We start from the raw sequence: 25,096 nt of genomic DNA on the forward strand, positions 1-25,096 counted from the left end.
CCCGTCGTGAACTGCGCAAGCGCCGGGCCGTGCCGATCGTCTCCCGCAAGGGCCCCGAACATCAAGGGCCTGGGCGAGCTCCGCTACGTCGTTGAGTGAACCTTCGTCCTGCTCAATCAACCTCACCACAAAAATCAGCGAGCCCAATGGCGACAACGTCTCCCTTTGCGTGGTCCCCGCGGGCTGGCATTTTGCTCAACTACTTCCGGCAAGCTACGTGAAGAGCCCCGCGCGACCTCCCGGCGGGGCTCTTGACGAGACATTTGCAGGAACAGTTTATTCGCTAGCGCGCCGCGCCTGCTCCCGAACCTCTACGGGCAACACCTCAGAGTTTTGCATTTGCCTGAGAATTTTTCGCACGACATCTTGGTTGAAGTCCTTTCGGTGAGACATTTCAATCACCCACGGAGCGGCCACTTGCATCCAGTACGAGCGGCCAGACTTCCACGCCGACTCGACCGTCAACTCAATTAGCCTCTCAGGAGTTGATATGTCGCCCTGGCCGAGTTGCTCCCACGAGTCGGAGAATTCAGTCAAGGATTCAGAGAGGTCACGCTCCATGTAGGGCCACATGGGAACGAACCCGGAGCCCGTAAGGGCAGCACGCCCTTCCGATTCCACGCCGACCCCAATGCGGCCGTCAGGCATGATACCGATCCATGCCCCGTCTCCTCGGTACATCACCGGAGTCCAGTTACTCATCTCAACCCCATTGCCTGTAGTCGAAGTCGACGCCTCGATCGCTCATGAATGTTTGGAACTGCTGGCGTGTGGTGTCCGTCCATCTATGGCCGTAGTGACCGCTATTTTCCGTGAACACCAGGCGTCCGTTGTCTCGGAAGAGTGTGCCTCCCAGAACTGTCCCTCTATCCATCCCCGCCTTCTCCGCAAGCTGCTCATGCGGGCTGAGGCCCCCGGGAATGCGCTCACGATCACCTGCCAGGAATCTTCCCGTGCTCGCATCGAAGACAAATTCTGTCTCAGGCTTCGTAGAGGTGAAAGAGGCCAGGGCGTCAGCAGTTCCCCCGCCCGGCCCCAGCTCAATGTCTCCACAGGCGTTATGCACCAGCACCGGCGTCTGCCCAGCGAGTACATAGTAGGTGTGCAGTTCCAGCACCGTCAGGTTGTACATGTCGGCGGAGCCGCGGTGTGCCGTTACGGCGGCGACGTCCACGTGGTGGTTCGTCGCGGTGATGAGCTGATGGCCCGGGGTGAGTTGGGCCGCAGGTATCCATGCCTGCGCCGTTTCGTCCCAGAAGGGATGGCCGGAGGTCGTGTGCAGGGTGCTCGTCTTCCCCTTGGGGCTCCGGATCTTCAAGTCGATGAGGTCGCTGTCATGGTGGACCAGCCGAGCGGTGACCCTTCGTGCTCCTTGGTGGTGTCCGCTTCGGGGATCGGCTGCTTCGACCTGGTCGCCGGGCTTCACCTTGCTGATCGGCTTGGTTCGTCCGTTCTTCAGGAGGACCTTGGTGTCCGCCTTGAAGCTGCAGATCAGTCCGAGAGATCTAAGGGCAGAGGCGCTTTCCGGCGCTGCTTTCTCCGCCATGGACAGGAACCGGGCACTGGCGGCCACTCGTCCTATTCCCCAGCTTGCGACGGTCAGCAGGTCGGTGATGATCGCTTCCGTGCAGTCGCCGCGCCCAGTGATGCAGTGGATGTTGGCCTTGACTCCGAACGGATCGTTCTGCTCCTGACCCCACAGGCCGGCCTTGGCAGTGGTTCGGCAGAAGGCGTCGTATTGCTTGGAGGGGCCTGGCGAGCTGGAGCAGATATTGTTGACCCACTTCTGGAACCGGTAGGCGTAGGTGTCCTGGTCTGCGTCCAGAGCCGCGTAAAAGCTGAGTTCTTTGAACTCCGGAACTCTGATTCCGTTGATCCGGGGCTGGCCGTCGGAGTATCGGCCGACGCCCGCGGTGCTGCTTCCGTCACCGCCCGAACTCTTTTTACCCGTGTTGTTTCCGACGATGAACGGACCAGAGTCAATTCGGTCCAGCTGCCCGTTGCCATCGCTGTCTATCCTGCACGGGCCGTCGCCGCAGTGTTCCAGCAGACCACTCGGGTCTGATCGTGTGACGGGGCTGTTGCTGCTGTAGCTGTATCCGTTGATCTGCTGGGGGTCGGCAGGGTCGATGATTGGGTCGGCCGAGATGAAGCGGCCTGTCTGCGGGTCGTAGTCACGTGCGCCCAGGTGGGTCAGTCCGGTGGCGGCGTCCTTGATACCTCCGACAAAGCCCTTCTGGCCCGGCCAGTTCGAGGGCTCTGTGCCGCGTGGTGCTCCGAAGGGTGTGGCTCGACGCTGTTGTTCGGTCAGGTCGGTGGCGTCGATGGCGAGCTGGGATGTGCCCTGATGGTCACCGATGAGGAACGTCAGTTCCTTGTCGTCGGTACGGACTGCCTGGTTGCCACCGCCGAGGTCGTAGTAGCGGGTGGCCTTCGGAGTGGTGGAGCCCTTGGTGAGGGTGAGCTGTGTGGAGCCTAGATAGAGGGTGGCTTCGTCGGTGCCGCGGCTGATGAGGCGGTTGCCGTCCGCGTCGTAGACGTACGAGGTGGTGGCGGTACCTCCGTTGCCGTCGTCGGCAGTGACCTTGGCGAGGTGACCTTCGGAGTCCCAGTCCAGGGTCTGTGTGTTGCCTCCGACCGTGCGGGTGTGGGTATTACCCGCGGCGTCGTAGGTGTAGCTGTTCGTCGCGACACCTGTGGGGCTGCTGATGTCGACCTGGGTGAGGCCATGGGGCCGTATCGCGCCTGCGGACGGGAAGGTGTAGGTGCTCGTGACGTCCTTGACCGCGTCTCCCGAGACGGCATGGGTGGTTTCGGTCTTGCGGTTGCCGACAGTGTCGTAGGACAAGGATTGCCAATACGGTGCCGGGCCGCCCAGGGCGTCGGCGTTCGGTGTGTCGACGCATGTCTCGGTGGGCTGTGCCCATGCCTCTGTCAGACGGCCGAGGTAGTCGTAGAGGTAGCACTGGTTGTCGGTGCCGTCGCGGGAGACGTCCTTGATCGAGGTGATGTTGCCGGCCTCGTCGTACGCGAATGTGGCGGCCTTGTCTGTTCCGGCGACGTCCTGTCGCCGGACAGTGGAGGTGGCTGGGCGCTGGGTGCCCCACTGGTAGGTGTTGGTGACTTGAGTGGTCTTGGAATCCCGGGCCTGAAACGCGTACTGCAGGGGTTTGCCGGTGTAGTCGTAGATGGTGTCGGCGACGTAGGTCTCGTTGCCGGTGCCGTCCAGCTTCTTGACGCGCATCATGTCGTCGTAGGTCGGAGTGAGAACCTCGCTGCTGAGGCCGCCGGCGGCAGGGTAGCTGGTCGACTGGATCGTGCCGTCCAGGTTGTACTTGGTGTTCGACTGGTACGACCCGGCCAGCTCGTTTTCGGCTGCCGGAATGCTGACGGTGGTGCGAGTCGGGCGGTACAAGTTGTCGTAGAGGCTGTAAGCAGTGGTGTAGGCGCTTCCGGCTGCGCCCCCGACGTAGCGAGTCGCGGAGGCAAGTTGTCCTTCGTAGCCGGTCGGGTCCCACACATGCCTTGTGAGCAGCGGTTCGGAGGCGCTGGGTCCGTCGTGCGTCTCCGTCTCGCGGCCCAGTCCGTCGTAGACGTGTGTGATGGTCCTGCCACGGGAGTCCGTGGTTGAGGTCAGGTAGCCGCGGTCGTCGTAGCGCGAATCCGTGTGTCCCTTGTCCGGGTCGTCGCTGCTGATCTGGTTACCGTGCTGGTCATAAGCGTAGGTCCACTTGTTGCCTGCCGGGTCGGTCAACCGGTGCAGCTTGCCGGTGCGCTGGTCGTAGTCGTAGTGAGTGGTGTCCGCGGCGCCCGTGGGCGTATCACCGTGGTATTGCAGCAGATCCGTGGTTCGGCCGCGGGCGTCACTGACCGTGGTGCTGGGCGTGGCGCCGTGGGGCGGCGTGACCGAGATGCGGTCGCCGCCGTAGGTGGTGAGGGTGGTGGACAGTACCTTGCTGTCGCTGCCACCGTCGGCGTCACCCGCCACCTGCTGGGACTTGGTGACGCGGCCGAGACCGTCGTAGGTGTTCCAAGTCTGCGTCTGGACGGACAGTTGCTCGTTGAGGTCGAGCAGGCTCGTGGTGGGTGCGCTGGGGTTGTAGTAGGCGGCGAACTGTTTGGCCGTCAGGCCGCGTTCGTCGTAGAAGTTGTCGGTGAGTAGGCGGCCTCCGTTGGGGCCCGGGACCTGGGTCTGTCGGGCACGGAGGAAGCCGTCGTAGAGGGTGTAGCTGGTGCGCTGGGTACCGTCGTTTTTGAGTGTCTTGGTGCCCACCGCCACAGGCCCGTTGCCATCGGTGCTGTACGAGAACGCGTAGTTGGGGGTGTCGCTGTTGGCCTTGGAGCGGTTGGGCAGCCAGATCTTCAGCTTCCGGCCGAGCGCGTCGAAGGCGGTGTCTGTACGTTTGCCGTTGGTGTCCGCAACGCTCACCGGCAGACCACGTATCGTGTCGTAGGTCGTGGTGGTGGTCTGCGCAGTGGCCGCGTTGGTGGTGGCCGGCGGCGTGGTGACGGTCACGCTGGTGGCGAATCCGGCAGTGGGGCTGTAGGCCGTGGTGGTGGTACGCCCGTCCGTGCGCGCTGTACGTACGGGCGCACTGGTTTCGGTCGCGGTGACGGTGGCACTGATGTCTTTGCTGTTCAGCTGGCGACCGTAGTTGTCGAAACTCAGCTCGGATTCGAGGTAAGTGGCCGTCGTGCCGTCATGCGACTTCAACGTTGCGGTACGTGTCACGTCACCCTTGGTCGGTGCCGCGCCGTAATCCTGTCCGTCGTAAGCCGTGCGGATGTCGGAGACAACGTACTTGGAACGGTCCGGGGAGTCGGCGCAGGAGGCTGCAACGGTTTCAACGCGAGACGGCGCGTCGAATATCCAATTGGTGGTGTTGTCGGTGTAGGTGGTGCGGGTGCATTGATTGTCGGCGGACGTGGAATTGTCGCCGTAGTCATCGACTTCCTTGACTCGCCCCGTCACGTTTTCGTGCCGCATGTGGGTGGAAGTGATGCGCCATTTGGATCCCGCACCGTCGTCGAGCGAGGTCCACTGCTTTTCCTCGGCGGTGCCGCTCAGGTTGGCGGTGGTAGTGCCCCACGAGCGAACCCGTTTGGCTGTCTCATAGTGCCAGGGGGTGTTGACCGCCTTGCCGAGAATCTTTCCGTTGGGTCCGCTGTAGTTTTCGGTCTTGTATTCGTAACCGGCGGCGGACTCGTGGTCGGTGATGGTGCCGCCGGCGTCGTCCGGGACCGTGACGGACTTGGTGCCCCCAGTGGGAGATTTCTTGTCTCCGTCCATGCCGCGGAGGAAGTAGTGGTCGGTCTGTGTTTTCATGCCGACCGGGTCATTTCCTCCGGTCTGGACGCGAACATGGGTGTAACCGCGGTACGTCGACCAGGTTTTGTACTTCTCCTTCGTGATCCCTTCATCGTCGTCATAGTGCCAGGCCGCACCGTCAAGATAGGAGTAGCGGGTAACCATTGGCGGAGAAGACTTGGTGCGGTCGGTTTGGGTGACCTGGTCGACGACGTACTTGTTGAACCACTGCAAAGTAGGGTCGCTGTCGCCTTGTTTCGTGTAGTAGACCGGGTAGCAGCGGGTCGTGTTGGTCTGCGGCGACGGCAGATCGTCGGCGTCACACGTGGCGGTGGAGTACGCCACATCGACCTGTCCACCAGATTCGTCCGCGATGGTGGCCAGGCGCTCCTTGATGAACGGTGCTGTGTCGTCGCCTGAGATGTCGAGTCGGTTCGTGCGTTGGTCGTAGCCGAACGTGACCTTGGGCAGAGCGATGTGGGGAGAGGCCGATTCACCGGTGTGCTGGATGGAGTCCAGAAGCAACTGGTAGTCGATGTCGGCCATGCCCCAGCGGTGCTGCAACGCCCAGGAGTCGACCGGCGCATACGTGGCATTGCTCTGCAGCACCTCGGTCGTGACGCCAGTCAGCCGTTTGCGTGTCCAGAAGGTCGGCGAGGCAGCCTTGGTGCAGTCCGCACCTGAAGTGCAGCGCAAGTCCCACGGGGTGTCGTACCAGTAGAAGGACTTGTCGTCGATCGTCGAAGCGTCGCAGGTCACTCCCGATTCGGGGAGGCAGCGTTCGGCCGAGGTGAAGTCGACCTTGGCGAGCGCTTTGGTGTCGTACATCGACGACGACTTCAGGCCATATTCGATCCGGTCCAGATAGCCGCCGCGCTCGTAGGCTGTCTCGTCCGCCGCTGTGAGGTTGCGCGCGTAATAGTTGGTTTCCTTGGTGTAGTAGTAGGCGATCGCATTGCCATGGACATCGACGGCGTAGTCGAGGTTCCAGCTCCACGCCTGCTGACACCAGGAGTCGGAAAAAGTCGAACCGTGGCAGGGTTCGCCTTCGTCGTCGCCGTACACCGGGGCCGTCCATGTGGAGTCGGTAGTTTCATCACCGTTCGTCCAGCCGGGCAGCTTGTTGTAGCCGAAGTAATAGCGCGTGCCGTCGGTGGTGGTGACGCGCCAATATTCGTCGTTGTGAGCGCCGTTGGAGCGAACATTGTCGGAACTGCCGTAAATTCGATCGACCTTGGTTCCGTCATCGCCTTCGAGTTTGAAAGAATTAGCCCCCGTTGCGATCAATTCGCCAGAATGCCCGTTGAAGGACAGTGTCGCGTTGTCATAGGCCCAGCACAGATCTCCGGGCTTCTTTCCGTCTGTATGGGTGACACCGTCGTCGGCACACGGCTTGTAGGTGCGTTGGATGGAGCCTGGCCACAGGCTGAACCCATCTCCTACCCAGGACGCCTGGTTGTTGCTGTTCGAGGTGCGTCCATCAACACCCCCGGAGGAGTACGACAACTGCACCTGTGGCACGAACTCCCCGGGCACGGCCGGCAAGCTCATGGGATACGACCAGGAGAAGTCTCCTGTGCTTAGATTGATGTTCCACGCAGAAGAGGCTGACAGTTGGCTGGCCGAGTAGTCGCCATGGTCGCTGGAGGAACCGGCAGTGGCGGCCAGCACCAACGGCTTGGCCGCGCCGCCCTCAGTAGAGGTCGGCGACAACATAGTATCGGCGGTCAATGTGTGCGCCGTAGCGTCATTGTCTGTAGCCAGAGGCGTGGCTGTGGCACATTGTTTCTTGCCGGGGGCAATGGCTGCGCAGGCAGGCAGGCGTACGAGCTTCAGGCGGGCGGCGTATGCACCGCCGTACGCTTGCGCGAACTCGGTGTAGTCCACGGTTACCCTGGCCCGGCCAGGCTGCGCGTCCGGTTGAGGCTGAAGGGTGAACATCAGGCCGTTGATACCCGCACGCCGGCTGGTCTTCGCGTCAAGGACACGGACGGTGGCCTTTCCGCTGAAGGACGTGCTGGGTGCCTTCCCCCTCTTTCCAGTGGTCCTGGCGTCGGCCTTCGGCGGAGCCAGGGCAATGGGCAATTGTCCCGCGCGAGCCGGTGTCTTGACCCCGTCCGAGAGGGTAGCGGTGGCCGAACCGGGCTTGGCCCAGGCGTGCTTGGGTGCGGCTTTCGGGACCCGGGGGCCCTCGCTCCTGCGCGGCGTCATCTTCACCCCGTGCCCAAGCAAAGGGCGCTCTGATACAGGGGGTTTGGCCAGGGTGCTCACCTCGGCCGTGGCCGTCGCCGTGGCCTGGAGGAGGGAGCTGACCAACACTGTCGAGATGGCGAACGCGATTCTGCGGCGTATGTGCCGGCTGTTTCTGCCTGCCACGCTTGTTCCCCTCACTGGCGTCATGCCCTGCCATGTACGTCACACGGGCCCCGTCGGACGGGGGTGGCCGGACGGCAGCCTGCTGTCGCTGTCGGCCTGGGAGGTCCTGTGCGGGAGGCCAGTGCAGCGTCGCCTCCCGCCACCTGCGTATTACGGTCCGGGACTGGTGGGGATTTCGGCTCCGTTGGCCAGCGCAGTGATCTGAGCGTCGCTGGCTGCTCCCTGAAAGACCCACACGTCGTCAATGACGCCGGACCAGTACTCGCCCCAACCGTTGGCACCGTGCTTAGCCCGGCCCAACTGCAGCCCCTTGGTCGCGGCGAAGGGCAGCACCGAGGAGTTCCAGGACACCTTGTCCGTGCACGTCTCGTCGTTCGGGGTGCCGTCATCGTCGTCGTCCGCGCACAGTGTCTGCTGCACCACGCCATCGACGTAAAGGCGCATTTGGCCGGCGTAGGCGTCGTAAACAACGGTCAGATGGTTCCAGGAACTGTTGTTCTGGAAGTTCGTGTGCTCGGCTGTCGAAGTGGCCGCGGCGGTCGTATCAGCGTTCGCCATCTCCAATTGCCAGCGACCAGCATTGGCCGGGTCGGTGTCGTCGGGCACATAGCGCACGACGAATCCGTTGGTGGACGTCCCTGCCATGCTCATTACCGTGACGGGCTTCGCCGGCCGGGCCGGAGCGGTCGCCCAGGCGGAGGCGGTGAAGCTTGCGCTGGTGTCGATCGGTGAGCCGCTGGTGGAGGCATAGCCATTGGCGGTGCCATCCAACAGCAGGCCACCGGTGCCGACCATGTTGTTGCTTCCCGAGGCATCGATCTTGGCAGCGCTGCCCAGAGTGAGCGGGTGTGCGGTGTGGTCCTCGCGGACCAAGTCGTCGGCGCTGGCCGCCGGCGAGCCGGTGGCCGCGTCTAGCTTCCAGCGTCCTTCGACGCTGACCTGGCTGTCGAACAGCTCGGCCATTTCCTGCGCGGACAGCGCCCGGTCGTACAGCTGGATGTCGGAGAGCTGCCCGGGGAAGTAACTGACGTTGGACGTACCGGACTTGCTCGCGCCGATCTGGATGGGGCCGCCCGCGTAGAACGGGGTGGGCAGGTTGACCCGGGAGACGTACTTCCCCTGCACGTACAGGCGCATGTAGTTGTCGACCGCGTCGTACGAGCCAGCCACCTGGGTCCACTCACCGCCCGGCGCCAGGTCCGCGCTGCCCTGGGTGGCCCGGTAGGAGGCGGCGTCCGCGGCATCTGTGCCGTACTGGTTGAACGTCCAGCCATAGGTGGCGGAGTAGTACAGCTCGAAGCCGGGCTTGTTGGTACCGGTCTGCGCGATGATCGCGGCCGCGTGGGTGGGCTTAGTCTTGGGCAGTTTCGCCCAGGCCACCACCGAGAACGCCCTCGCATTGTTCACATGCGGGGTAGTGGTGGCGTAGTCGTCGACGCCGTCCAGGGACAATGCCTTGCCGTCCCGGCCGGTCTCGCCCGGCTTCGCACCGCCCTTGAAGACAGCGGGGTTCACCTGGGCCTGCCCGGCCATCTGGCTGGTGGCGTTGCCGTCGGCGTCGGAGGCCGCCTCGTCCAGCGGGAAGACCGCACGAGCCGGGCGGCCGGTGCCGACCGAGTCCTGCTTGCCGTACAGGGCCGTGATTTCGTCCTGGCCCAGGGGCTTGTCAAAGATACGGACGTCGTCGATCGTGCCCGGAAAGAACGCGCCAGGTGCCCCGTCGTACGAGCCCGCGCCGATCTGCAGACCGCGCCGCGCGTCCCAAGGCGAGTCATAAGCCACGGTGCCGGCCAGCACCCCATTCACATACAGACGCAGATCATCGGTGGTGGTACTGAACGAACCCACCAGATGGGTCCACACTCCCGGCTTTGCACCACCTGCCGAGGCCTGCATCACCCTCACTGGAGTGGCCGCGGCCGTGTCAGCGCTGTACTGGTTGAACGCCCACCGGTCATACGTCTTGGTGTAGTACAGCTCGAAGCCGGGCGAATTGTTGCCGGGCTGCGCCGCGATCACCGCCGCGCCGTCCGGCAGCTTGTCGAGCTTGGCCCACGCAGAGACCGAGAAGCCGACCGAGGTATCCACCGTCGGGATGTCCGAGGCCAGGTAGTCGTCTACTCCGTCGAAGGATGCGGCCTTGCCCATGGCTCCTTCCACGCCCAGGGTCGGGCCACCGTGCAGGGACAGTTTCCGCTCACCCGCGCTGCCCCCCGCCTGGGCAGCGTCCGCTGCGTCGTCCAGCTTCCACTGGGCGCGGGTGGGCTGCCCGGCCTTCACCCGGAACTGGTAGGTCGACGGCTCACTGCCGTTGCCCGCCGAGTCAAAGGCCTGTACGTAGACGAAGTTGGTACCTGGCCGGGTTGGTCGGAAGCTGATCGTCTTCGCAGCCCCACCTGTCGTAGTGACGGTGTTGTCGGATGACGGCTCCTCGTTCACGCCGTACCAATACTTGGTCACATCCGAATCTTTGGCATCGGCGGTGAAGGTGCCGTAGCGTCCTACGCCGTCGTACTCCGGGTCGTTCGGGTTGCTGTCGTTCGCAGCCGGATAGTCACCGGAGGTGATGGTTGGTCCGGCAGGCACACTGGTGTCCCACACGAAGTAGCAGCCGGTTGCCGACCCCGCTCCCGACCAGGGCGAGTGGCTGTAGTAAATGCCCTCGTCGTAGTCCTCCACGCGCGCGTACCAGGCCAACGTGGTGTTCTTCGGGATCTTCTTGGTACTGGTGATCTGCTCGAGCAGTTGAGCGCTGAAGTCGGACCCCGAGGCCAGCGTTCCCTTCCTGTCTGAGGTCCACTGCGCCTTGAAGCCGTTGCCTGCGTCCCACCACAGTTGGAATCGGACGGTGACGCGGTCTCCGTCCGGGTCCTTCACGTTGTTACTGAGGTTGAACTGCTGATGTCGCTGGATTGCTCAGGCGGGTCGGATGGCCAGGCCGGTCTCGGCGAGGCAGCCGTCTATGAGGTCGCTGCGGTACTGGATGTGCCGTAGGCCGCGTCGGATGCGCTGGACGAGGTGTTCGGGAGTGCTGAACGCGACGTTGGAGAGCCAGCCGCGCCGCAGCAGTGACCAGATCCCTTCGACGGGGTTGAGGCCGGGTGCGTAGGGCGGTAGGTAGTAAATGGTCAGCCAGTCCCGGGCTGCCGCCCATTCCCGCAGGTCGGCGGCTTTGTGGACGTTCAGGTTGTCCCAGACGAGGACGATCGGGCCGCCGAGCTGCTGGTGGGCGGCGATCAGCAGGTCCCGGTAGTCGCGCCAGGAGAAGCTCTTGCGTCCGTCGCGCGGGCCGTCGTCCCGGCGCGGCCGGTAGATCAGCCGGGACCGGTGGCCTGGTTTGTAGCAGGTCAGCGCGGCGATCGATATCCGTCTGCGTGAACGGCCGCGTACCCGCACCACCGGGGTTCGGCCGCGCTGGGACCAGGTCTTCGCCTGCGGCGGCGTCATGGAGAATCCGGCCTCGTCCTCGAAGATCAGCCAGGCTCCACTCACCGCCGCGAGCCTTCCGCGCAGGGCCACACCTCCTTGACCCACCCGGCCACCGCATCGTCGTCCCGTTCCATGGCGCGTCGGGCCGGGACCTGGCAGGACCATCCGTTACGGACCAGCAGCTTGCGCACGCCCTGGACCGTGTAGGCCAGGTGGAAGCGCCGGCCGATCACCGTCTTCACGCGGCTCAGGGTCCACCGCTGGTCCTCCCAGCCGTGAGCGGCCGGGCCCTTGGCCAGCTCTGTCTCCAGCTGGGCGAACTGCTTTTGAGTCAGTCGCGGCAGCGACGCCGGCCCCTGCGACCGCAGAGCCCGCGGACCGCCCTCGTCCCACACCTGCCGCCACCGCTGCACCGAGCGGACGCTGACGCGCAGGTCCTTGGCGATCACCGAGCTCGCCTCACCCTGGGCGAACCTCTCAGCCGCCTTCAGCCGTAACTCCTCGCGGAACTGCTGCCGTTCGGCGGTCAGGCCGCCCCCTTGTGGATACCGCATGCCTTCGGTGATACCGCAGAGACGACGAGCCGTCAGCCCCTACGACACCACGAGTTCAACCTCAGTAGCCATTATTTTCGGCAGGGAGCGAACTCGGACCTTCTTATCCGGTTTCTTGCACGTCGCGCCCGGCGACATCGTCAGTTGTTTCATCGACAGTTGTTTGGGCGGGGTGTTGTATTTCACCTGCAGATACGCGTCGTTCGAGAAACGCTTCCACGCGACCTTGTCCACCTCGCTTGTGGCTTTGAGCCCGAAGGAGGTGTAAGAGGAGTCATGGGAGGCTGCGTATTTCACTCCAGTTGTCGCATCGAACTCTACGTTGCCACCGGGGCAGTTCGAGTTATTTCCCTTGGCTACATCCCGTGAGTCCAGCAGGTCGAGCCAGTTGTCGTCCGAACTGTTCCAAGTCGTTGAGGAGCTGAACGACTTCGTCCGCCATAGCTGTACCGACCGCCCATCACACGAGCCCGACCACGTCTCGTGTCCGACGAACGTCGCCTCGACGATCGACTTCCCGGCGAAGCGGGACGTCGGGAACTTGAAAAACAGCCGTTTGATGTCGTTTGGTGCGCAGTAGTCCCAACCGCAAAAACCAACGCCCGCGTCCGCGTCACCGTTGAAACGCCATTGAGGCGAGGAAGCCCAATACTGCGAGACCATCGTCCATTCCCCCGCTTTGGGGGTATAGGTCTGCGGATCGATGTACACCGGGAACGTCGTGTCCTGATCGGTCAACATGCCTTGATCGGGAGTCAGGCTCAGCCGGCTGCCGTCGCTGGAGATCGCCATCCCGATTGGCGCCACGTTCGAGGAGTCTCCTGGGCCGTGGGTTCCGTCGGTGGTCGCCCTTGTGTCTCGGGCCGCCAGAGTCGTGGTCGCCTTTTCGTCTGCTTGGCCGGAATCCCACATGATCGGCTTGGGCGCCTGGAACACCACACCCCCTGCCGTCTCGTCCACCGCTTCCAGGCCGCCCTCGCCCGTGGTCCGTAGATCCAGACCGGAAGAGTCGATTTTCAGTTTCAACTCGGCCAACTCCGGGTTCTTCGCGGCCTCAGCGGTGTTGACCACCAGCAGCTCGGAGAACCCGTCTGTGTCCGAGCTGAGCTTCAGGTCTACATCCGGCAAGACATCCTTGTAGAGCGCGCTGTTGCCGTCGAGTACTGGCACAGGCAGGGATGTCGGCCAGGTGAACGCCAGTTTCCGGCCAGCGCGGTCCAATGTCACCAGAGGACCGTTACCCCCGCCGGAAAACTCCAGCCCCACCCCGGCTGCCGCTGGCGCCACGCTGCCGTTCGCGTGCTTGGCCAGTGTGTTGTCGACCGGCTTCCATGCGCCGTCGACCCGCGCGCACCGGCTGCAGATGCTGTACTGCCTCCAACTGCCCGTCCGGCGTGGCATACACCTCGCCGGACTCGCTGCGCAACGAAGTGATCTCCACATTCGAGCCGCTCTCCGCAGCAGCAGCCACCGCAACCGATTCCGTCGCGGCCGTCTTCCGTGTCGCCGCATCGGTGACCGTCTTGGCGGCCGGATCCGCATGGCCGGGTGCTGCGGACGCAGTCGGCTGAACTACTCCAACCACCGCTGCGCCAGCCGCCACAGCCATCCAGACTCTGCTGCGCCGAGACCACACAGACGTACGCTTTGACACTCGCCCCCCACTCCGCAAGTCCCCACCTCGAAGTCACAGGATCTTCAAAAGTGGACGGACTGTAGCCGTTCGTGACGCGAGTGCGTCAAGGGTGAAGGCACAGTCGCGAGTTCGGCATCTCCATGCGAGCAACATGCGTGTGTAGTGCATTCAAGCCGCAGACTTACGTCCACGTGAGTCCCAATGCGTGCATGCGCCCGTAATGGGTCCACGAAGAGGTGTCGAACTCGCCAGAATTGCAATCGCTACGACACGGAGTCATGGAGTCTGGCTTTGTCGAATCTTGACTCATGTATGGCGAGAGCTATCCCCTGCCTCACAGGGCACGAGCAACGCCGTAAGCACTCCGGTACCCGACCACGGACCCGCCGGCCGGCTGGTGTCCGCTGTTGAGGAACATGGGAGCAGCGGTGGGGCCGGCTGCCACCGCGTTGACGGTGACGTCGCGGCCGCGTGTCTCGGGAGCCAGGACCAGCGCCACCGTGGCGACGGCGCCTTTGTCAGCCACATAGACCGCGTACTCGGGGAACGCGAACCGGCACACTGAGGTCGGGAAGGCCACGATCGCCCCGCTGGACCGGACCCGCCGCGCTGACTGCTGGGCAGCGACGAACGTGCCGTGCCGGTTCCCGCGCGCGGCACGCCGTGGGTGGCGTCCGGCGGCCGAGGTGAGTGCCGAGGCGCTCGGTGCGGTTCCGGCCCTGCTGCTCGGCGGGGCGTGGGCGGCTTCGCCTCCGAGCGGCTGGCCGCCGCGGCCGGTGTCAGCAAGACCATGTTCTACAAGTGGTGGCCGCCCAAGGGCCCGCTCGCCCTCGATGACTACTTCCATGCCGTGGAGGCCGGTGGCGCGGGCAGTTGCGGGCCGGTATCGCCGCGGACTCCGTCGGAGTTCCGTCCCACGGCCCCGGCTCAGCGTGCGCACAGCGTCTTCCCAGTCGGGGCGGACACGATCGGGGCATGTCTGGCACCGTCGTGTCCCGCACCCGTCGCGTCCGCGTCCTCATCGTCGACGACGAGCCCGCGCTCACCGAGCTGTTGTCCGCCGCCGTGACCGAGGCCGGCTGGCGTCCCTATCCGGCCGCCGACGGGCGCAGCGCCCTGCGGCTCGCCCGCGGCTGCGCCCCGCACGCCGTCGTGCTCGACGGGATGCTGCCCGACCTCGACGGACTCCAGGTGCTGCGCCGGCTGCGGTACGAGCACCCGAAGCTGCCGGTGCTCATGCTCACCGCCCGGGATGCGGTCGAACACCGTATCGACGGGCTGAAGGCCGGGGCCGACGACTACGTCACCAAGCCGTTCTCCCTCGCCGAGGTCGTACTGCGGCTGCGCGCGCTGCTGCGCCGGGCCGGTACCGGGGAGGCCGGCGCCGACGACTCCGTACGCGTCCTCGGCGACCTCGTGCTGTGCCCGGAGACCCGCGAGGTGCACCGGGCCGGCACCCCGATCCGGCTCACCGGCAAGGAGTTCGAGCTGCTCGGCCTGCTTCTGGACCATCCGCGCCAGGTGCTCAGCAAGGCGCAGATCCTCGACCACGTGTGGACCGGCTCCTTCGACGGCGGCGGCAACCTCGTCGAGGTCTACGTCTCCAGCCTGCGCCGGAAGATCGACCGGGGCCGGCCGCCCATGATCCACACCGTGCGGGGGATGGGGTACGCCCTCCGGCCGGCCGAGGACGACGGATGAGGGCCACGGGGGCACGGACGAGGGCCACCGGGGCACCGGCCACCGGAGCGGCGGCCGGTGCCCCGGCGCGCGCCCCGCTTCCGTGGCGTGCCTGCCGGGCCCGGCTCCCGTGGCGCGGGCGGTCGCTCCGTACCCGGCTGCTGCTCCTCGTCGGCGTCACCCTCGCCGCCGTGTGCGCGGTGCTGGCGCTGACCACGTTCCTCGTCCAACGCGCCTATCTGCTCGGCAACCTGGACCAGCGCGTCACCGACGCCGCCGAGCGCAGCCAGGGCGGGCTGTGGGTCCGGCCGGACGACGACACGGACCTGGGGTTCCTCAACGAACGCGGGCAGGCCGCCGGCACCCTCGCCGCCCGCTTCGACGACGCCGGCCGTGTCACCGCCGCCGAGGTGGTCACCGGCGACGGCGGACAGCTCCGGCTCACCGCCGGCCAGCGCGCCGCCCTCACCGGCATCGCGGCCGACGGCTCCCTGCACACCCGCACGGTCCCCGGCCTCGGCACCTACCGGCTGACCGCGCTCGGCGGCGACGGCGCCCCCGTCCTCACCGGGCTGCCGATGGACGACGTACAGGACATGATCAACCGGCTGGTCGCCGCCGAGGCCGCGGTGGCCGCGATCGGGCTCGGCGCCGCCGGGGTCGTCTGCGCGGTCGTCATACGGCGTCAGATGCGGCCCCTCGGACGGGTCGCCGCCACCGCCGTGGAGGTCTCCCGCGCACCGCTCGGCCACGGCGCCGTCACCGGTCTGACCCGGGTGCCCGACCGCGACACCGACCCCTGCAGCGAGGCCGGGCAGGTCGGGGCCGCGCTCAACCGCATGATCGACCACGTCGAGTCCTCGCTCGCCGAACGCCAGCGCGGCGAGGAGCGGATGCGCCACAGCGAGGACCGCATGCGCCGCTTCCTGGCCGACGCCAGCCATGAACTGCGCACCCCGCTCGCGTCGATCGCGGGGTACGCGGAGCTGATGAACCGGGGCGTGGGCGCGGAGGTGGGCACGGGCGCGGGCTCGATCGCGGGCGCCGACCCGCGTGCGACGGCACGGACCGCGCCCGCCGGCATCGACCAGGCCCTCGCCTGGCGCCGCGTCTCCGCCGAGTCCGCCCGGATGACCGGCCTCGTCGAGGATCTGCTGCTGCTCGCCCGCCTCGACGAGGGCCGCCCGCTGCGCTCCGCCGAGGTGGACCTCGCCGCGCTGGTCGCCGAGGCGGTGTGGGACGCCCGGGCGGCGGGCGGCGGCCACCACTGGGAGCTGGCGCTGCTGCTCGACGTCCCCGCGCTGGTCGTCGGCGACGAGGCCGGACTGCACCAGGTGGTGGCCAACCTGCTGGCCAACGCCCGTACGCACACCCCCGCGGGTACGACGGTGGCCGTCTCCGTCGAGTCCACGGCCACGCACCGCGTCGTCCGCGTACGCGACGACGGCCCCGGCATCCCGCCCGCCTTCCTCCCCGCCGTCTTCGAACGCTTCACCCGCGCCGACGGCTCCCGCGCCCGCGCCACCGGGGACGGCACCGGCGGCTCCGGGCTCGGCCTCGCCATCGTCGCCGCGCTCACCGCGGCGCACCGCGGGACCATCGACGTCCGCAGCGCCCCCGGCCACACGGAGTTCACCCTCGCCCTGCCCGCGGCGGCCCCCACCGACGCGTGCGCGCGCACGGCGGGCTCCGCCGACGAGTGCCCTCTCCCGGCGGCCCCCGCCGAGTCGCACCCCCTCGCGGTGGCCGCGCCCCCGCCGCCTCTTCAGGTTCCGCTCAGCTCGCGCCCCCAGAGTCGTGCGCGTGCGGCCGTCCGGCAGGGGCGTGCCCATGACGAAGGGAGTCAGTGAGATGACCGAGCTCGGCACCGGGCAGCCCGGCGTCCCCGAGGGCCACGACGGCGCGACGACCGGGGCGGGCGGCGCGACCGCCACCGGGCGCCCCGCGCACGCGAGCCGCCGCAACTTCATGCGCAAGGTGTTCTTCGCGAGCGGCGCCACCGCCGTCGCGACCATGGGCGGCGCCGGAGCCTGGTCCGCGCTCGCCGACGACACCACCGGTTCCGCCACCGCCTCGGCCTCCGCCTCCCCGACCGCCGTTCCGAGCGGTGCGCCCAGCGGCGGTCCCGGCGGCGCCGGGGGCGGCCCCGGCAACCAGACGATCACCGAGGAGTTCTTCGGCCTCACCACCGACGGCAACCGGATCGACGACCTCTTCACCGTCCACTCCACCGGCGTCGCCACCGCTCCGGTCGTCGCCGCCGCGAAGGCGTTCCTGGCCGGGCTGACCGACACCCAGCGCACGTCGACGCAGTTCACCGTGCACTCCACCGAGTGGCGGCTGTGGAGCAACGTCGACTCCTACGACCGCCAGGGCGTCTCGCTCGCCGACCTCACCGACGCGCAGAAGGCGCTCGGCACCGCCCTGCTGAAGGCCGCGCTCAGCGCCGACGGCCTGGAGACCACCGAGAAGATCCGCCGGATCAACCAGGCGGCCGGCGAGGCGATCGGCAACACCAAGTCCTTCAACGAGGACGCCTACTACTGGACCCTGATGGGCACGCCGTCGACCACCGAGCCCTGGGGCTTCCAGCTCGACGGTCACCACCTGGTCCTCAACTACTTCGTGCTCGGCGACCAGGTCGTCATGAGCCCCTGCTTCTGGGGCTCCGAGCCGACGTCCATGGAGATCGACGGCGAGACGGTCACGGTCTGCCACGAGGAGGTCGCCGCGAGCCTGGCGTTCATGTCCTCGCTCACCGAGGCGCAGCGGAAGGTCGCCATCGCCTCCTCGACGAAGTCGAACGAGTCGATGAAGGCTGGCGCGTTCTCCGACAACGCGGTCCAGGCCTACACGGGCCTGCGCGCCAACGTCCTCAACGGGGCGCAGCGGACGAAACTCCTCGCCCTCGCCGAGGTCTTCGCCGGCCGCGCCAGGGCCGACGCGGCGAAGGCCCGGATGGCCGAGATCCGACGGCACCTCGACGACACGTACGTCACCTGGGCCGGCGGCACGGGCGACGACGACGCGTTCTACGTCCGCGTGCACAGCCCCGTCGTCTGGATAGAGGTCGACTGCCAGGCCCCCGGCCCCCTGGCCGGTGCCTACGGCGCGACCCAGGGCAGCGGCCCCACCCAGAAACACGTCCACTCCGTCATCCGCACCCCCAACGGCAACGACTACGGCCGCGAACTCCTGCGCCAGCACTACCTGACGTCGCCTCATCACCGGGGCTGAGCGATACCCGGCCAATGCGACGCGTGGCGGCCGGGCCATCCTGTTCGTGGAGAACGTCGTGGTGGCCCGCGGCTTCCAACGGCGTGGCGTCGGCGCCGGGTTTTCGCCGCTACCTCCCCCAGGGGAGCCGCAGTTGAGACGGCGCCGAGCGCGGTCGCGTCCCCCGACGCAGGCAGCCGTCCCGCCCCGCGGGACGGCTCGCGGCGGGGTTTACAACCGCCGCGCTCGGCGCTACCTTCCCCGACAGGCGAGGTGGGAGCGCTCCCATGGTCGTCGGACCGGAACCCGCCGACCACGACCCGCTCCCGCCTCGCACTTCACAGGTGCACATCCGCAATGCCACCCCCACCCGTACGCGCCCGTACGGCCGCAGCGGAAGGAACGGACCTCACTGTCATGATCATGGCAAAGGCAAGAGCCGGCACGCCCTTACGCCCCCTGCGCCGGCCACCCCTGTCCACCCGCACCCGAGCCCTCTTCCTCGTCCTCGCCGCACTCCTCGCCACCGTCCCGGCGCTCGCCCTGGTCGTGAGTGCCGGCGGCCAGGCCGAGGCGCACGGCACCCCCATGAAGCCCGCGAGCCGCACCTTCCTGTGCTGGCAGGACGCGCTCACCGACACCGGTGAGATCAAGCCCGTCAACCCGGCCTGCAAGGCGGCCCAGCAGGTCAGCGGCACGACACCGTTCTACAACTGGTTCTCCGTGCTCCGCTCGGACGGCGCCGGCCGCACCCGCGGCTTCGTCCCCGACGGCGAACTGTGCAGCGGCGGCAACACCAACTTCACCGGCTTCAACGCCGCCCGCGACGACTGGCCGGTCACCCACCTCACCTCCGGCGCGACCGTCGACTTCTCGTACAACGCCTGGGCCGCGCACCCGGGTTGGTTCTACGTCTACGTCACCAAGGACGGCTACGACCCGACCCGGCCGCTCACCTGGGACGACATGGAGGACGAGCCGTTCCTCTCCGTCGACCACCCGCCGCTCAACGGCACCCCCGGCACGGTGGAGGCCAACTACTCCTGGACCGGCAAGCTCCCGGAGAACAAGTCCGGGCGCCAGATCATCTACATGGTCTGGCAGCGCTCGGACAGCGCGGAGACCTTCTACTCCTGCTCCGACGTGGTCTTCGACGGCGGCAACGGCGAGGTGACGGGCATCCACGAGCCGGGGAACGGCACCCCGACCGACCCGGTGCCGGGCACCTGCACCGCCACCCGCGAGACCACGGGCAGCTGGAGCGGCGGCTACCAGTCCGAGGTGACGGTCACCAACTCCGGTGACGTGCCGATGCTGGGCTGGATGGTCGACTGGACGCTGCCGGACGGCCAGAAGGTGGACAGCCTCTGGAACGGCAACGCCACGTACACGGGCCAGGACGTGATGGTCCACAACGCGGACTGGAACGGCTCCCTGGATCCGGGTCAGTCCGCCACCTTCGGCTACGTCACCACGGGCGCCGACGGGGACAGTACGACGACACTGCCCTGCCAGGTCGGCTGAGGCCCCCACCCCCTTGGGCGCAGCACGGAACCGGTGAGGGGAGCGAACCCCTCACCGGCTCCGCCCGCCGGCCGGCCCCAAGGGGGGAGGGAGCCGCCCGACGGCTACAACTGTGGCTTGGTACGAACCGCTGGCAACGCGACAACGTTGTCTCACACTTCATCACCGACTCTACCCTCCGAACAGACAACGATGTCAACCCAGTTGCGTGCCCTTGCGCCTCCAAGAAACCGGCCAGGCGGCACACAGGAGCCCCACGGGGGCCGCCCGGGCCCCCGCCTCCCGTACGCACCCTTCCCCACCCCCGCCCGTCCGGGTTACTGTCCCTCCGGCTTGTGCGACCTGTGGTGCGCGACCCGTCCGATCGAAGGAGGGGCCGCGTCATGCGTTTCCGCCCGGCATCCCTGCTGCTGGCCGCCGTGTTGGCGACCGGCGGCGCCACCCCGGCGCTCGCCGCGAGCGCCACCGCGCCACCGACACCGGACCTGGTCCGGGACCCGACCACCTACGTCGACCCGCTGATCGGCACGAAGAACGGCGGCGACACCTACCCCGGTGCCGTCACGCCCTTCGGCATGTTCTCCTTCAGCCCCGAGACCACCCGCGGCAACGCCACCGCCACCACCGCCCCCGGCGGCTACCAGTACGACGCCACCCGCATCCGCGGCTTCAGCCTGACCCACATGTCCGGCACCGGCTGCGCCGGCGGCAGCGGGGACATCCCGCTCTTCCCGTACGCGGGCGAGGTCACGTCGTCCCCGGCGAGCGACACCAAGGACGCCGTCTACGCCTCGGACTTCAGCCACGACGACGAGACCGCCGAGCCCGGCCACTACAAGGTCGGCCTGAAGTCCGGCGTCACCGCCGACCTGACGGCCACCGCGCGCACCGGCTCGGCCCGTTTCACCTACCCCGCCGACAAGCCGGCCTCGCTGCTGATCCGTACCGCCAACTCCGAGGTGGGCTCCACCGACTCGACGGTGAGGATCGACCCGAAGACCCGTACGGTGTCCGGCTCGGTCACCTCCGGCAACTTCTGCGGGTACCTCGACCCCGAAGGTCAGCGCGCCTACTACACCCTGTACTTCACGGCTCAGTTCGACCGTGACTTCTCGTCCACAGGTACCTGGCAGGACGGCAAGCTGAACCCCGGCACCACCACCGCCTCCGGCGGCACCGGCGACTTCAAGGCGAACGGCGGCCGCCCCGTCGCCGGCAAGGGCGCGGGCGGCTACGTCCAGTTCGCGGCCGGGGACAAGCCGGTGAACGTCAAGGTCGGCATCTCCTACGTCAGCCAGAAGGGCGCCGAGGCCAACCTGCGCGCCGAGAACGCGAAGCACCGCTCCTTCGACTCCGTCCGCAAGGCCGCGAACCGGGCCTGGCGCGACCGGCTGGACGGCATCCGGGTCGGCGGCGGCACCGAGGCGGAGCGCACCACCTTCTACACCGCGCTCTACCACGCCATGTTCCACCCGAACGTCATCAGCGACGCCGACCGCAGATACCGCGGCAGCGACGGCAAGGTGCACCGGGTGACCCACGGCCACAAGGCGCAGTACGGCACCTTCTCCGGCTGGGACGTCTACCGCGACCAGGTGCAGCTGCTCACCCTGCTGGACGCGCGCACCGGCTCCGACGTGGCGCAGTCGCTGTACGAACTGGCCCAGCAGAACGGGGGAGTCTGGGACCGCTGGCTGCACGGCGCCTCCGGCACCCATGTGATGAACGGCGACCCCTCGCCGACCGCCCTGGCCGGCATCCGCGCCTTCGGCGGCACCGACTTCGATCTGCGCGGGGCGCTGAAGTCACTGGTGAAGGCGGCGACGGTGCCGACCGAGCAGGACCTGTCCTCCTCCGGCAAGCCGGTGCTCTCGGTGGGCCAGCGGCCCTCGCTCGACAAGTACCTGAAGCTGCACTACATGCCGTCGGTCTCCAACGCGTGGGGCGGCGCGGCCGAGACGCTGGAGATGTCGACCGCCGACTTCTCCCTCTCGCAGCTCGCCGCCGCGGTGCACGACAAGAAGACCGCGAAGACCTTCGCGAGCCGCGCGCAGTGGTGGCAGAACAACTTCAACCTCGCCGCCGACCCCACCGGCGGTTACATCGCCAACCGCAAGGCCGACGGCAGCTGGGTCACCGGATTCACCCCGGGCACCGGCAACGGCTTCGTGGAGGGCACGGCCGCCCAGTACACCTGGATGGTGCAGCACAACCCGGCCGGTCTGTTCGCCGCGATGGGCGGCAAGGACAAGGCGCTCGCCCGCCTCGACTCCTTCTTCCACGACGCCGACGGCGGCTGGGCGTTCACCGGCAGCGGCGGCGACAAGTCCGAGATGGACAACGAGCCGTCCATCAACGTGCCCTACCTGTACGACTACGCGGGCGCGCCCTACAAGACGCAGGAGACCGTGCGCGCGGCGATGACGAAGCTGTGGTCGACGCAGCCGGGCGGCATTCCCGGCAACGACGACCTCGGCGCGATGTCGTCCTGGTACGTCTTCTCGGCGCTCGGCATGTATCCGCAGGTGCCCTCCCGTGCGGAACTCGTCCTCGCCTCCCCGCTGTTCCCGCGCGTGGTCATCGACCGCCCGCACGGCAAGGACATCGAGATCCGGGCGAAGGGCGCCGCGGCCGACGCGCCGTACGTCCAGTCCCTGAGGGTCAACGGCAGGACCACCGACCGGACCTGGCTCCCGGAGTCCTTCGTCCGCGACGGCGGCCGGCTGGACTACACGCTCTCCTCGACGCCCGACAGGACGTGGGGCACCGACGCGGCCGACGCCCCGCCGTCCTTCCGGGACGGTGAGCAGCCGTACCAGATCGGCGTGGGTCCGACCACGGCGACGCTCGCCCCGGGCGAGAGCACGACGCTCGACATCCGTGCGCTGGCGCTGAGCGGCGGCACGGGGCCGGAGGTCCGCTTCCAGGTGGACACCCCGGCGGGCGTGACGGCGAGCCCGGCCTCGGGCACGGTCAAGGACGGCGCCCAGCGGATCACGCTCACGGCGGCGAAGGACGCGGAACAGGGGTTCGCGGACGTGAAGGTGACCGTCACCTCCGGTGACACCTCCTACGCCCAGCCGATCGCCCTCACCGTCGCGGCCCCCGGCTCGCTGCTGGCGGCGTACAACAACACCGGCATCTCCGACGACTCCGGTGACCACGACGAGGCGGACTACGACGGCGGCGGCTGGAGCTACTCGCTCCAGGCGCTGAAGGCGGCCGGGCTGACCCCCGGCGAGCAGGGGACGGCGGCCGGGCTCACGTTCACCTGGCCGAACTCCCCGTCGGGCCGCCCCGACAACGCCTCCGCCGCCGGCCAGACGATCGAGCTGACCGACCCGGCCGCCTCACTGTCGTTCATCGGCAGCGCGGTCAACGGCAACCAGCAGACGAAGGCGACGGTCACGTTCACGGACGGCACGACCGCGGGGACCGACCTGTCCTTCACGGACTGGACGGTCGGCGGGGGCGGCGGCACGGTCCAGTACGACAACGAGGTCGTCGCGAAGGCCGCGTACCGCAACGTCGCCGGCGCCGACAAGGACCCGGTCGCCACGTACGTCTTCGCCACGAAGCCGTATGAAGCGCCTGACGGCAAGAAGGTGGCGAGCGTGACGTTGCCGGACAACGGCGACGTGCACGTGTTCACGGTCGCTGTGGGCTGACGCCCCCTCGGCCCCCACCGGTGCTGTCCCCGGGGGCTCCGCCCCCGGGACCCCGCGTGCGTTGTCGGCCGCGGGCCGGTGGGGGCTGGTCGCGCCCGCGCGGCGGAGCCGCATATCGGCACAGCCCCGCACCCCTTACGGGGCGCGGGGCTTCGTCAGCTCGCGTACGTCTCGAACTCCGCCACCTTCGGCGTGCCGGACGCACCGGTGATGTCGAACGTGAGCTTGCGGACCGCGGTGCTGGGGAACGAGATGGTGCCCGCGCCGTTCCCCGTGGTCAGGACCGTGCCCGTGTCGGCGTCGAGCAGGCGCCAGGAGCCGATCGTGCCCTCGGAGCCGGAGGCCTCGCGGATGACGGCCTTGGAGACGGCGGTGGCGGAGCTCCACTTGATGGAGACCGAGCCGGTGGAGCCGTTCGGGGACCAGTACGTGCTCGTGTCGCCGTCGCGCACGTTGCCGTAGCTCGTGCCGGAGGCCTTGCTGGAGCCGTCGGAGCCGGCGCCGATGCTCAGGTTGGTGCCGCTGGGCTGCGTGGGCGTGCCGGGGTCGTCCGGCGTCGAGGTCGTCGGGTCCGGGGTGGGGGACGTCGGCGTCGTCGGGGAGCAGCTGCCGTCCGAGACCTTCAGGCCCGTGTCGGCGCCCGCCGTCCGCGTCACCACGTCCGGCACGCAGTCGGCGTCGTCGAGGGTGTACGAGTACGGGATGCTGACGGTGGTGTTGGACTGCGGGTCCGGGCCCGCCGGGTTGTTCTCCTCGCCGGGGTCCGACCAGGTCACGTTGTCGTAGATGTTGCCGCTGACCTGCCAGTAGCCCGCCGCGTCGGTGTAGAACGTGCCGAGGACGTCCTTGGAGTCCTTGAAGTAGTTGTTGTCCACCTTGGCGTGCGCGCCGGCCCGGGAGTTGATGCCGGACTTGGTCAGGCCCACGTAGTAGTTGTCGTAGATGTGGGCCGTGCCGCCGCGCAGCAGGGGCGTACGGGAGTCGATGTTCTCGTACAGGTTGTGGTGGAACGTGATGTAGCTGTTGGAGACGTCGCTCTCGCTGGAGCCGATCAGCCCGCCGCGCCCCGAGTTGCGCAGGGTGCTGTACGACAGGGTCACGTACTGGGTGTTGTCCTTCATGTCGAAGAGGCCGTCGAAGCCCTCGTCCTCGCCGCCGGAGGCTTCCAGGCTCGCGTGGTCGACCCAGACGTTGCGGACGTCGCTCTCCATGCCGATCGCGTCGCCGCCGTTGGACGTGGGGGAGCCGGACTTCTTGACGTTCTTCACGGTCACGTTCTGGATGATGATGTTGCTGGAGTCCCGGATGTGGATGCCCAGTTGGTCGAAGACGGCCCCACTGCCGACGCCGACGATCGTGACGTTGCTGATCTGCTTCAGCTCGATCTTGTCGGCCGCGGTGTCGCAGCTGTCGCCCGAAACCTTGCTGGTGTTGCCGTGGTTGATGGTGCCCTCGACCTCGATGATGATCGGGGTCGAGCTGCTGGCCCTGCTGCACAGCGCCTGGTGGATCGCGGTGCCGGTGGTGGCGCGGACCGTCTGCCCGCCCGCCCCGCCGGTGGTCCCGCCGTTCTGGGTCGCGTAGCCGGTCGCGCCGGCGGTCGCGGCCGAGGCCGACGGCATCGCCACGAACGCCCCGGCCGCCGCCGCGAGGGCCGCCGTGGCCAGCGTCGCGTGGAGCCGCAGTGCGGTTGGTCTCCTCATGG

Annotated in this window: 11 protein-coding genes; 5 read left to right on the forward strand and 6 right to left on the reverse strand. The window is 67.6% G+C overall.

Annotation, left to right across the window (positions count from 1 at the left end):
• Positions 1–703: 703 nt before the first annotated feature.
• The 5 genes from OIE12_RS25735 to OIE12_RS25760 all read right to left on the reverse strand — a co-directional run bounded on the left by OIE12_RS25735 (position 704) and on the right by OIE12_RS25760 (position 14,150).
• On the reverse strand, positions 704–7,249 hold the full coding sequence (locus OIE12_RS25735) for a polymorphic toxin-type HINT domain-containing protein (RefSeq protein WP_329139199.1): 6,546 nt from the start codon (positions 7,247–7,249) through the stop codon (positions 704–706).
• Positions 7,250–7,834: 585 nt separating this feature from the next.
• A complete protein-coding gene (locus tag OIE12_RS25740; protein ID WP_329139201.1) occupies positions 7,835–10,561 on the reverse strand; it encodes a LamG domain-containing protein in 2,727 nt (908 codons plus the stop codon).
• A gap of 39 nt (positions 10,562–10,600) precedes the next feature.
• Positions 10,601–11,667, reverse strand: a protein-coding gene (locus tag OIE12_RS33530; RefSeq protein WP_443053820.1) for an IS630 family transposase whose coding sequence is annotated in 2 segments (ribosomal slippage) — positions 10,601–11,221 and positions 11,224–11,667 — 1,065 coding nt in all. Because the reading frame shifts where the segments join, the coding sequence is not laid out codon by codon here.
• Positions 11,668–11,706: 39 nt separating this feature from the next.
• Positions 11,707–12,894, reverse strand: a complete 1,188-nt coding sequence (locus OIE12_RS25755) for a hypothetical protein (protein WP_329139203.1) — start codon at positions 12,892–12,894, stop codon at positions 11,707–11,709.
• A gap of 743 nt (positions 12,895–13,637) precedes the next feature.
• Complete coding sequence (locus tag OIE12_RS25760; protein WP_443053905.1) at positions 13,638–14,150, reverse strand: SDR family oxidoreductase; 513 nt, start codon at positions 14,148–14,150, stop codon at positions 13,638–13,640.
• Positions 14,151–14,278: 128 nt separating this feature from the next.
• Between OIE12_RS25760 and OIE12_RS25765 the strand changes: the two genes are divergently transcribed.
• The 5 genes from OIE12_RS25765 (at position 14,279) to OIE12_RS25785 (ending at position 23,391) form a co-directional block, all read left to right on the forward strand.
• Positions 14,279–15,004, forward strand: coding sequence for a response regulator transcription factor (locus OIE12_RS25765; protein WP_329139205.1), 726 nt, complete (start codon positions 14,279–14,281; stop codon positions 15,002–15,004).
• A complete protein-coding gene (locus tag OIE12_RS25770; RefSeq protein WP_329139207.1) occupies positions 15,001–16,833 on the forward strand; it encodes a sensor histidine kinase in 1,833 nt (610 codons plus the stop codon). Before OIE12_RS25765 ends, OIE12_RS25770 begins: the two co-directional genes overlap by 4 nt.
• Position 16,834: 1 nt before the next feature.
• Positions 16,835–18,220, forward strand: coding sequence for a DUF3500 domain-containing protein (locus OIE12_RS25775; protein ID WP_443053906.1), 1,386 nt, complete (start codon positions 16,835–16,837; stop codon positions 18,218–18,220).
• Positions 18,221–18,622: 402 nt separating this feature from the next.
• Entirely contained in the window at positions 18,623–19,723 is a 1,101-nt protein-coding gene (locus OIE12_RS25780; protein ID WP_329139209.1) for a lytic polysaccharide monooxygenase auxiliary activity family 9 protein, read from the forward strand.
• A gap of 383 nt (positions 19,724–20,106) precedes the next feature.
• Positions 20,107–23,391, forward strand: a complete 3,285-nt coding sequence (locus tag OIE12_RS25785; protein WP_329139211.1) for a GH92 family glycosyl hydrolase — start codon at positions 20,107–20,109, stop codon at positions 23,389–23,391.
• A 155-nt stretch (positions 23,392–23,546) separates the two neighbouring features.
• On the opposite strand, the gene OIE12_RS25790 is transcribed toward OIE12_RS25785, so the two are convergent.
• Positions 23,547–25,094, reverse strand: coding sequence for a pectate lyase family protein (locus tag OIE12_RS25790; RefSeq protein ID WP_329139213.1), 1,548 nt, complete (start codon positions 25,092–25,094; stop codon positions 23,547–23,549).
• Between the last annotated feature and the right edge of the window lie 2 nt (positions 25,095–25,096).

Source organism: Streptomyces sp. NBC_00670 (genome assembly GCF_036226765.1).
GTDB lineage: Bacteria > Actinomycetota > Actinomycetes > Streptomycetales > Streptomycetaceae > Streptomyces.

Excerpts from the sequence above, each read along its gene's own strand:
- OIE12_RS25735 (WP_329139199.1), bottom strand. The coding sequence starts at position 7,249 with ATGTTCACCCTTCAGCCTCAACCGGACGCGCAGCCTGGCCGGGCCAGG.
- OIE12_RS25760 (WP_443053905.1), bottom strand. The coding sequence starts at position 14,150 with ATGGAAGTAGTCATCGAGGGCGAGCGGGCCCTTGGGCGGCCACCACTT.
- OIE12_RS25765 (WP_329139205.1), top strand. The coding sequence starts at position 14,279 with ATGTCTGGCACCGTCGTGTCCCGCACCCGTCGCGTCCGCGTCCTCATC.
- OIE12_RS25770 (WP_329139207.1), top strand. The coding sequence starts at position 15,001 with ATGAGGGCCACGGGGGCACGGACGAGGGCCACCGGGGCACCGGCCACC.
- OIE12_RS25775 (WP_443053906.1), top strand. The coding sequence starts at position 16,835 with ATGACCGAGCTCGGCACCGGGCAGCCCGGCGTCCCCGAGGGCCACGAC.
- OIE12_RS25780 (WP_329139209.1), top strand. The coding sequence starts at position 18,623 with ATGGCAAAGGCAAGAGCCGGCACGCCCTTACGCCCCCTGCGCCGGCCA.
- OIE12_RS25785 (WP_329139211.1), top strand. The coding sequence starts at position 20,107 with ATGCGTTTCCGCCCGGCATCCCTGCTGCTGGCCGCCGTGTTGGCGACC.
- OIE12_RS25790 (WP_329139213.1), bottom strand. The coding sequence starts at position 25,094 with ATGAGGAGACCAACCGCACTGCGGCTCCACGCGACGCTGGCCACGGCG.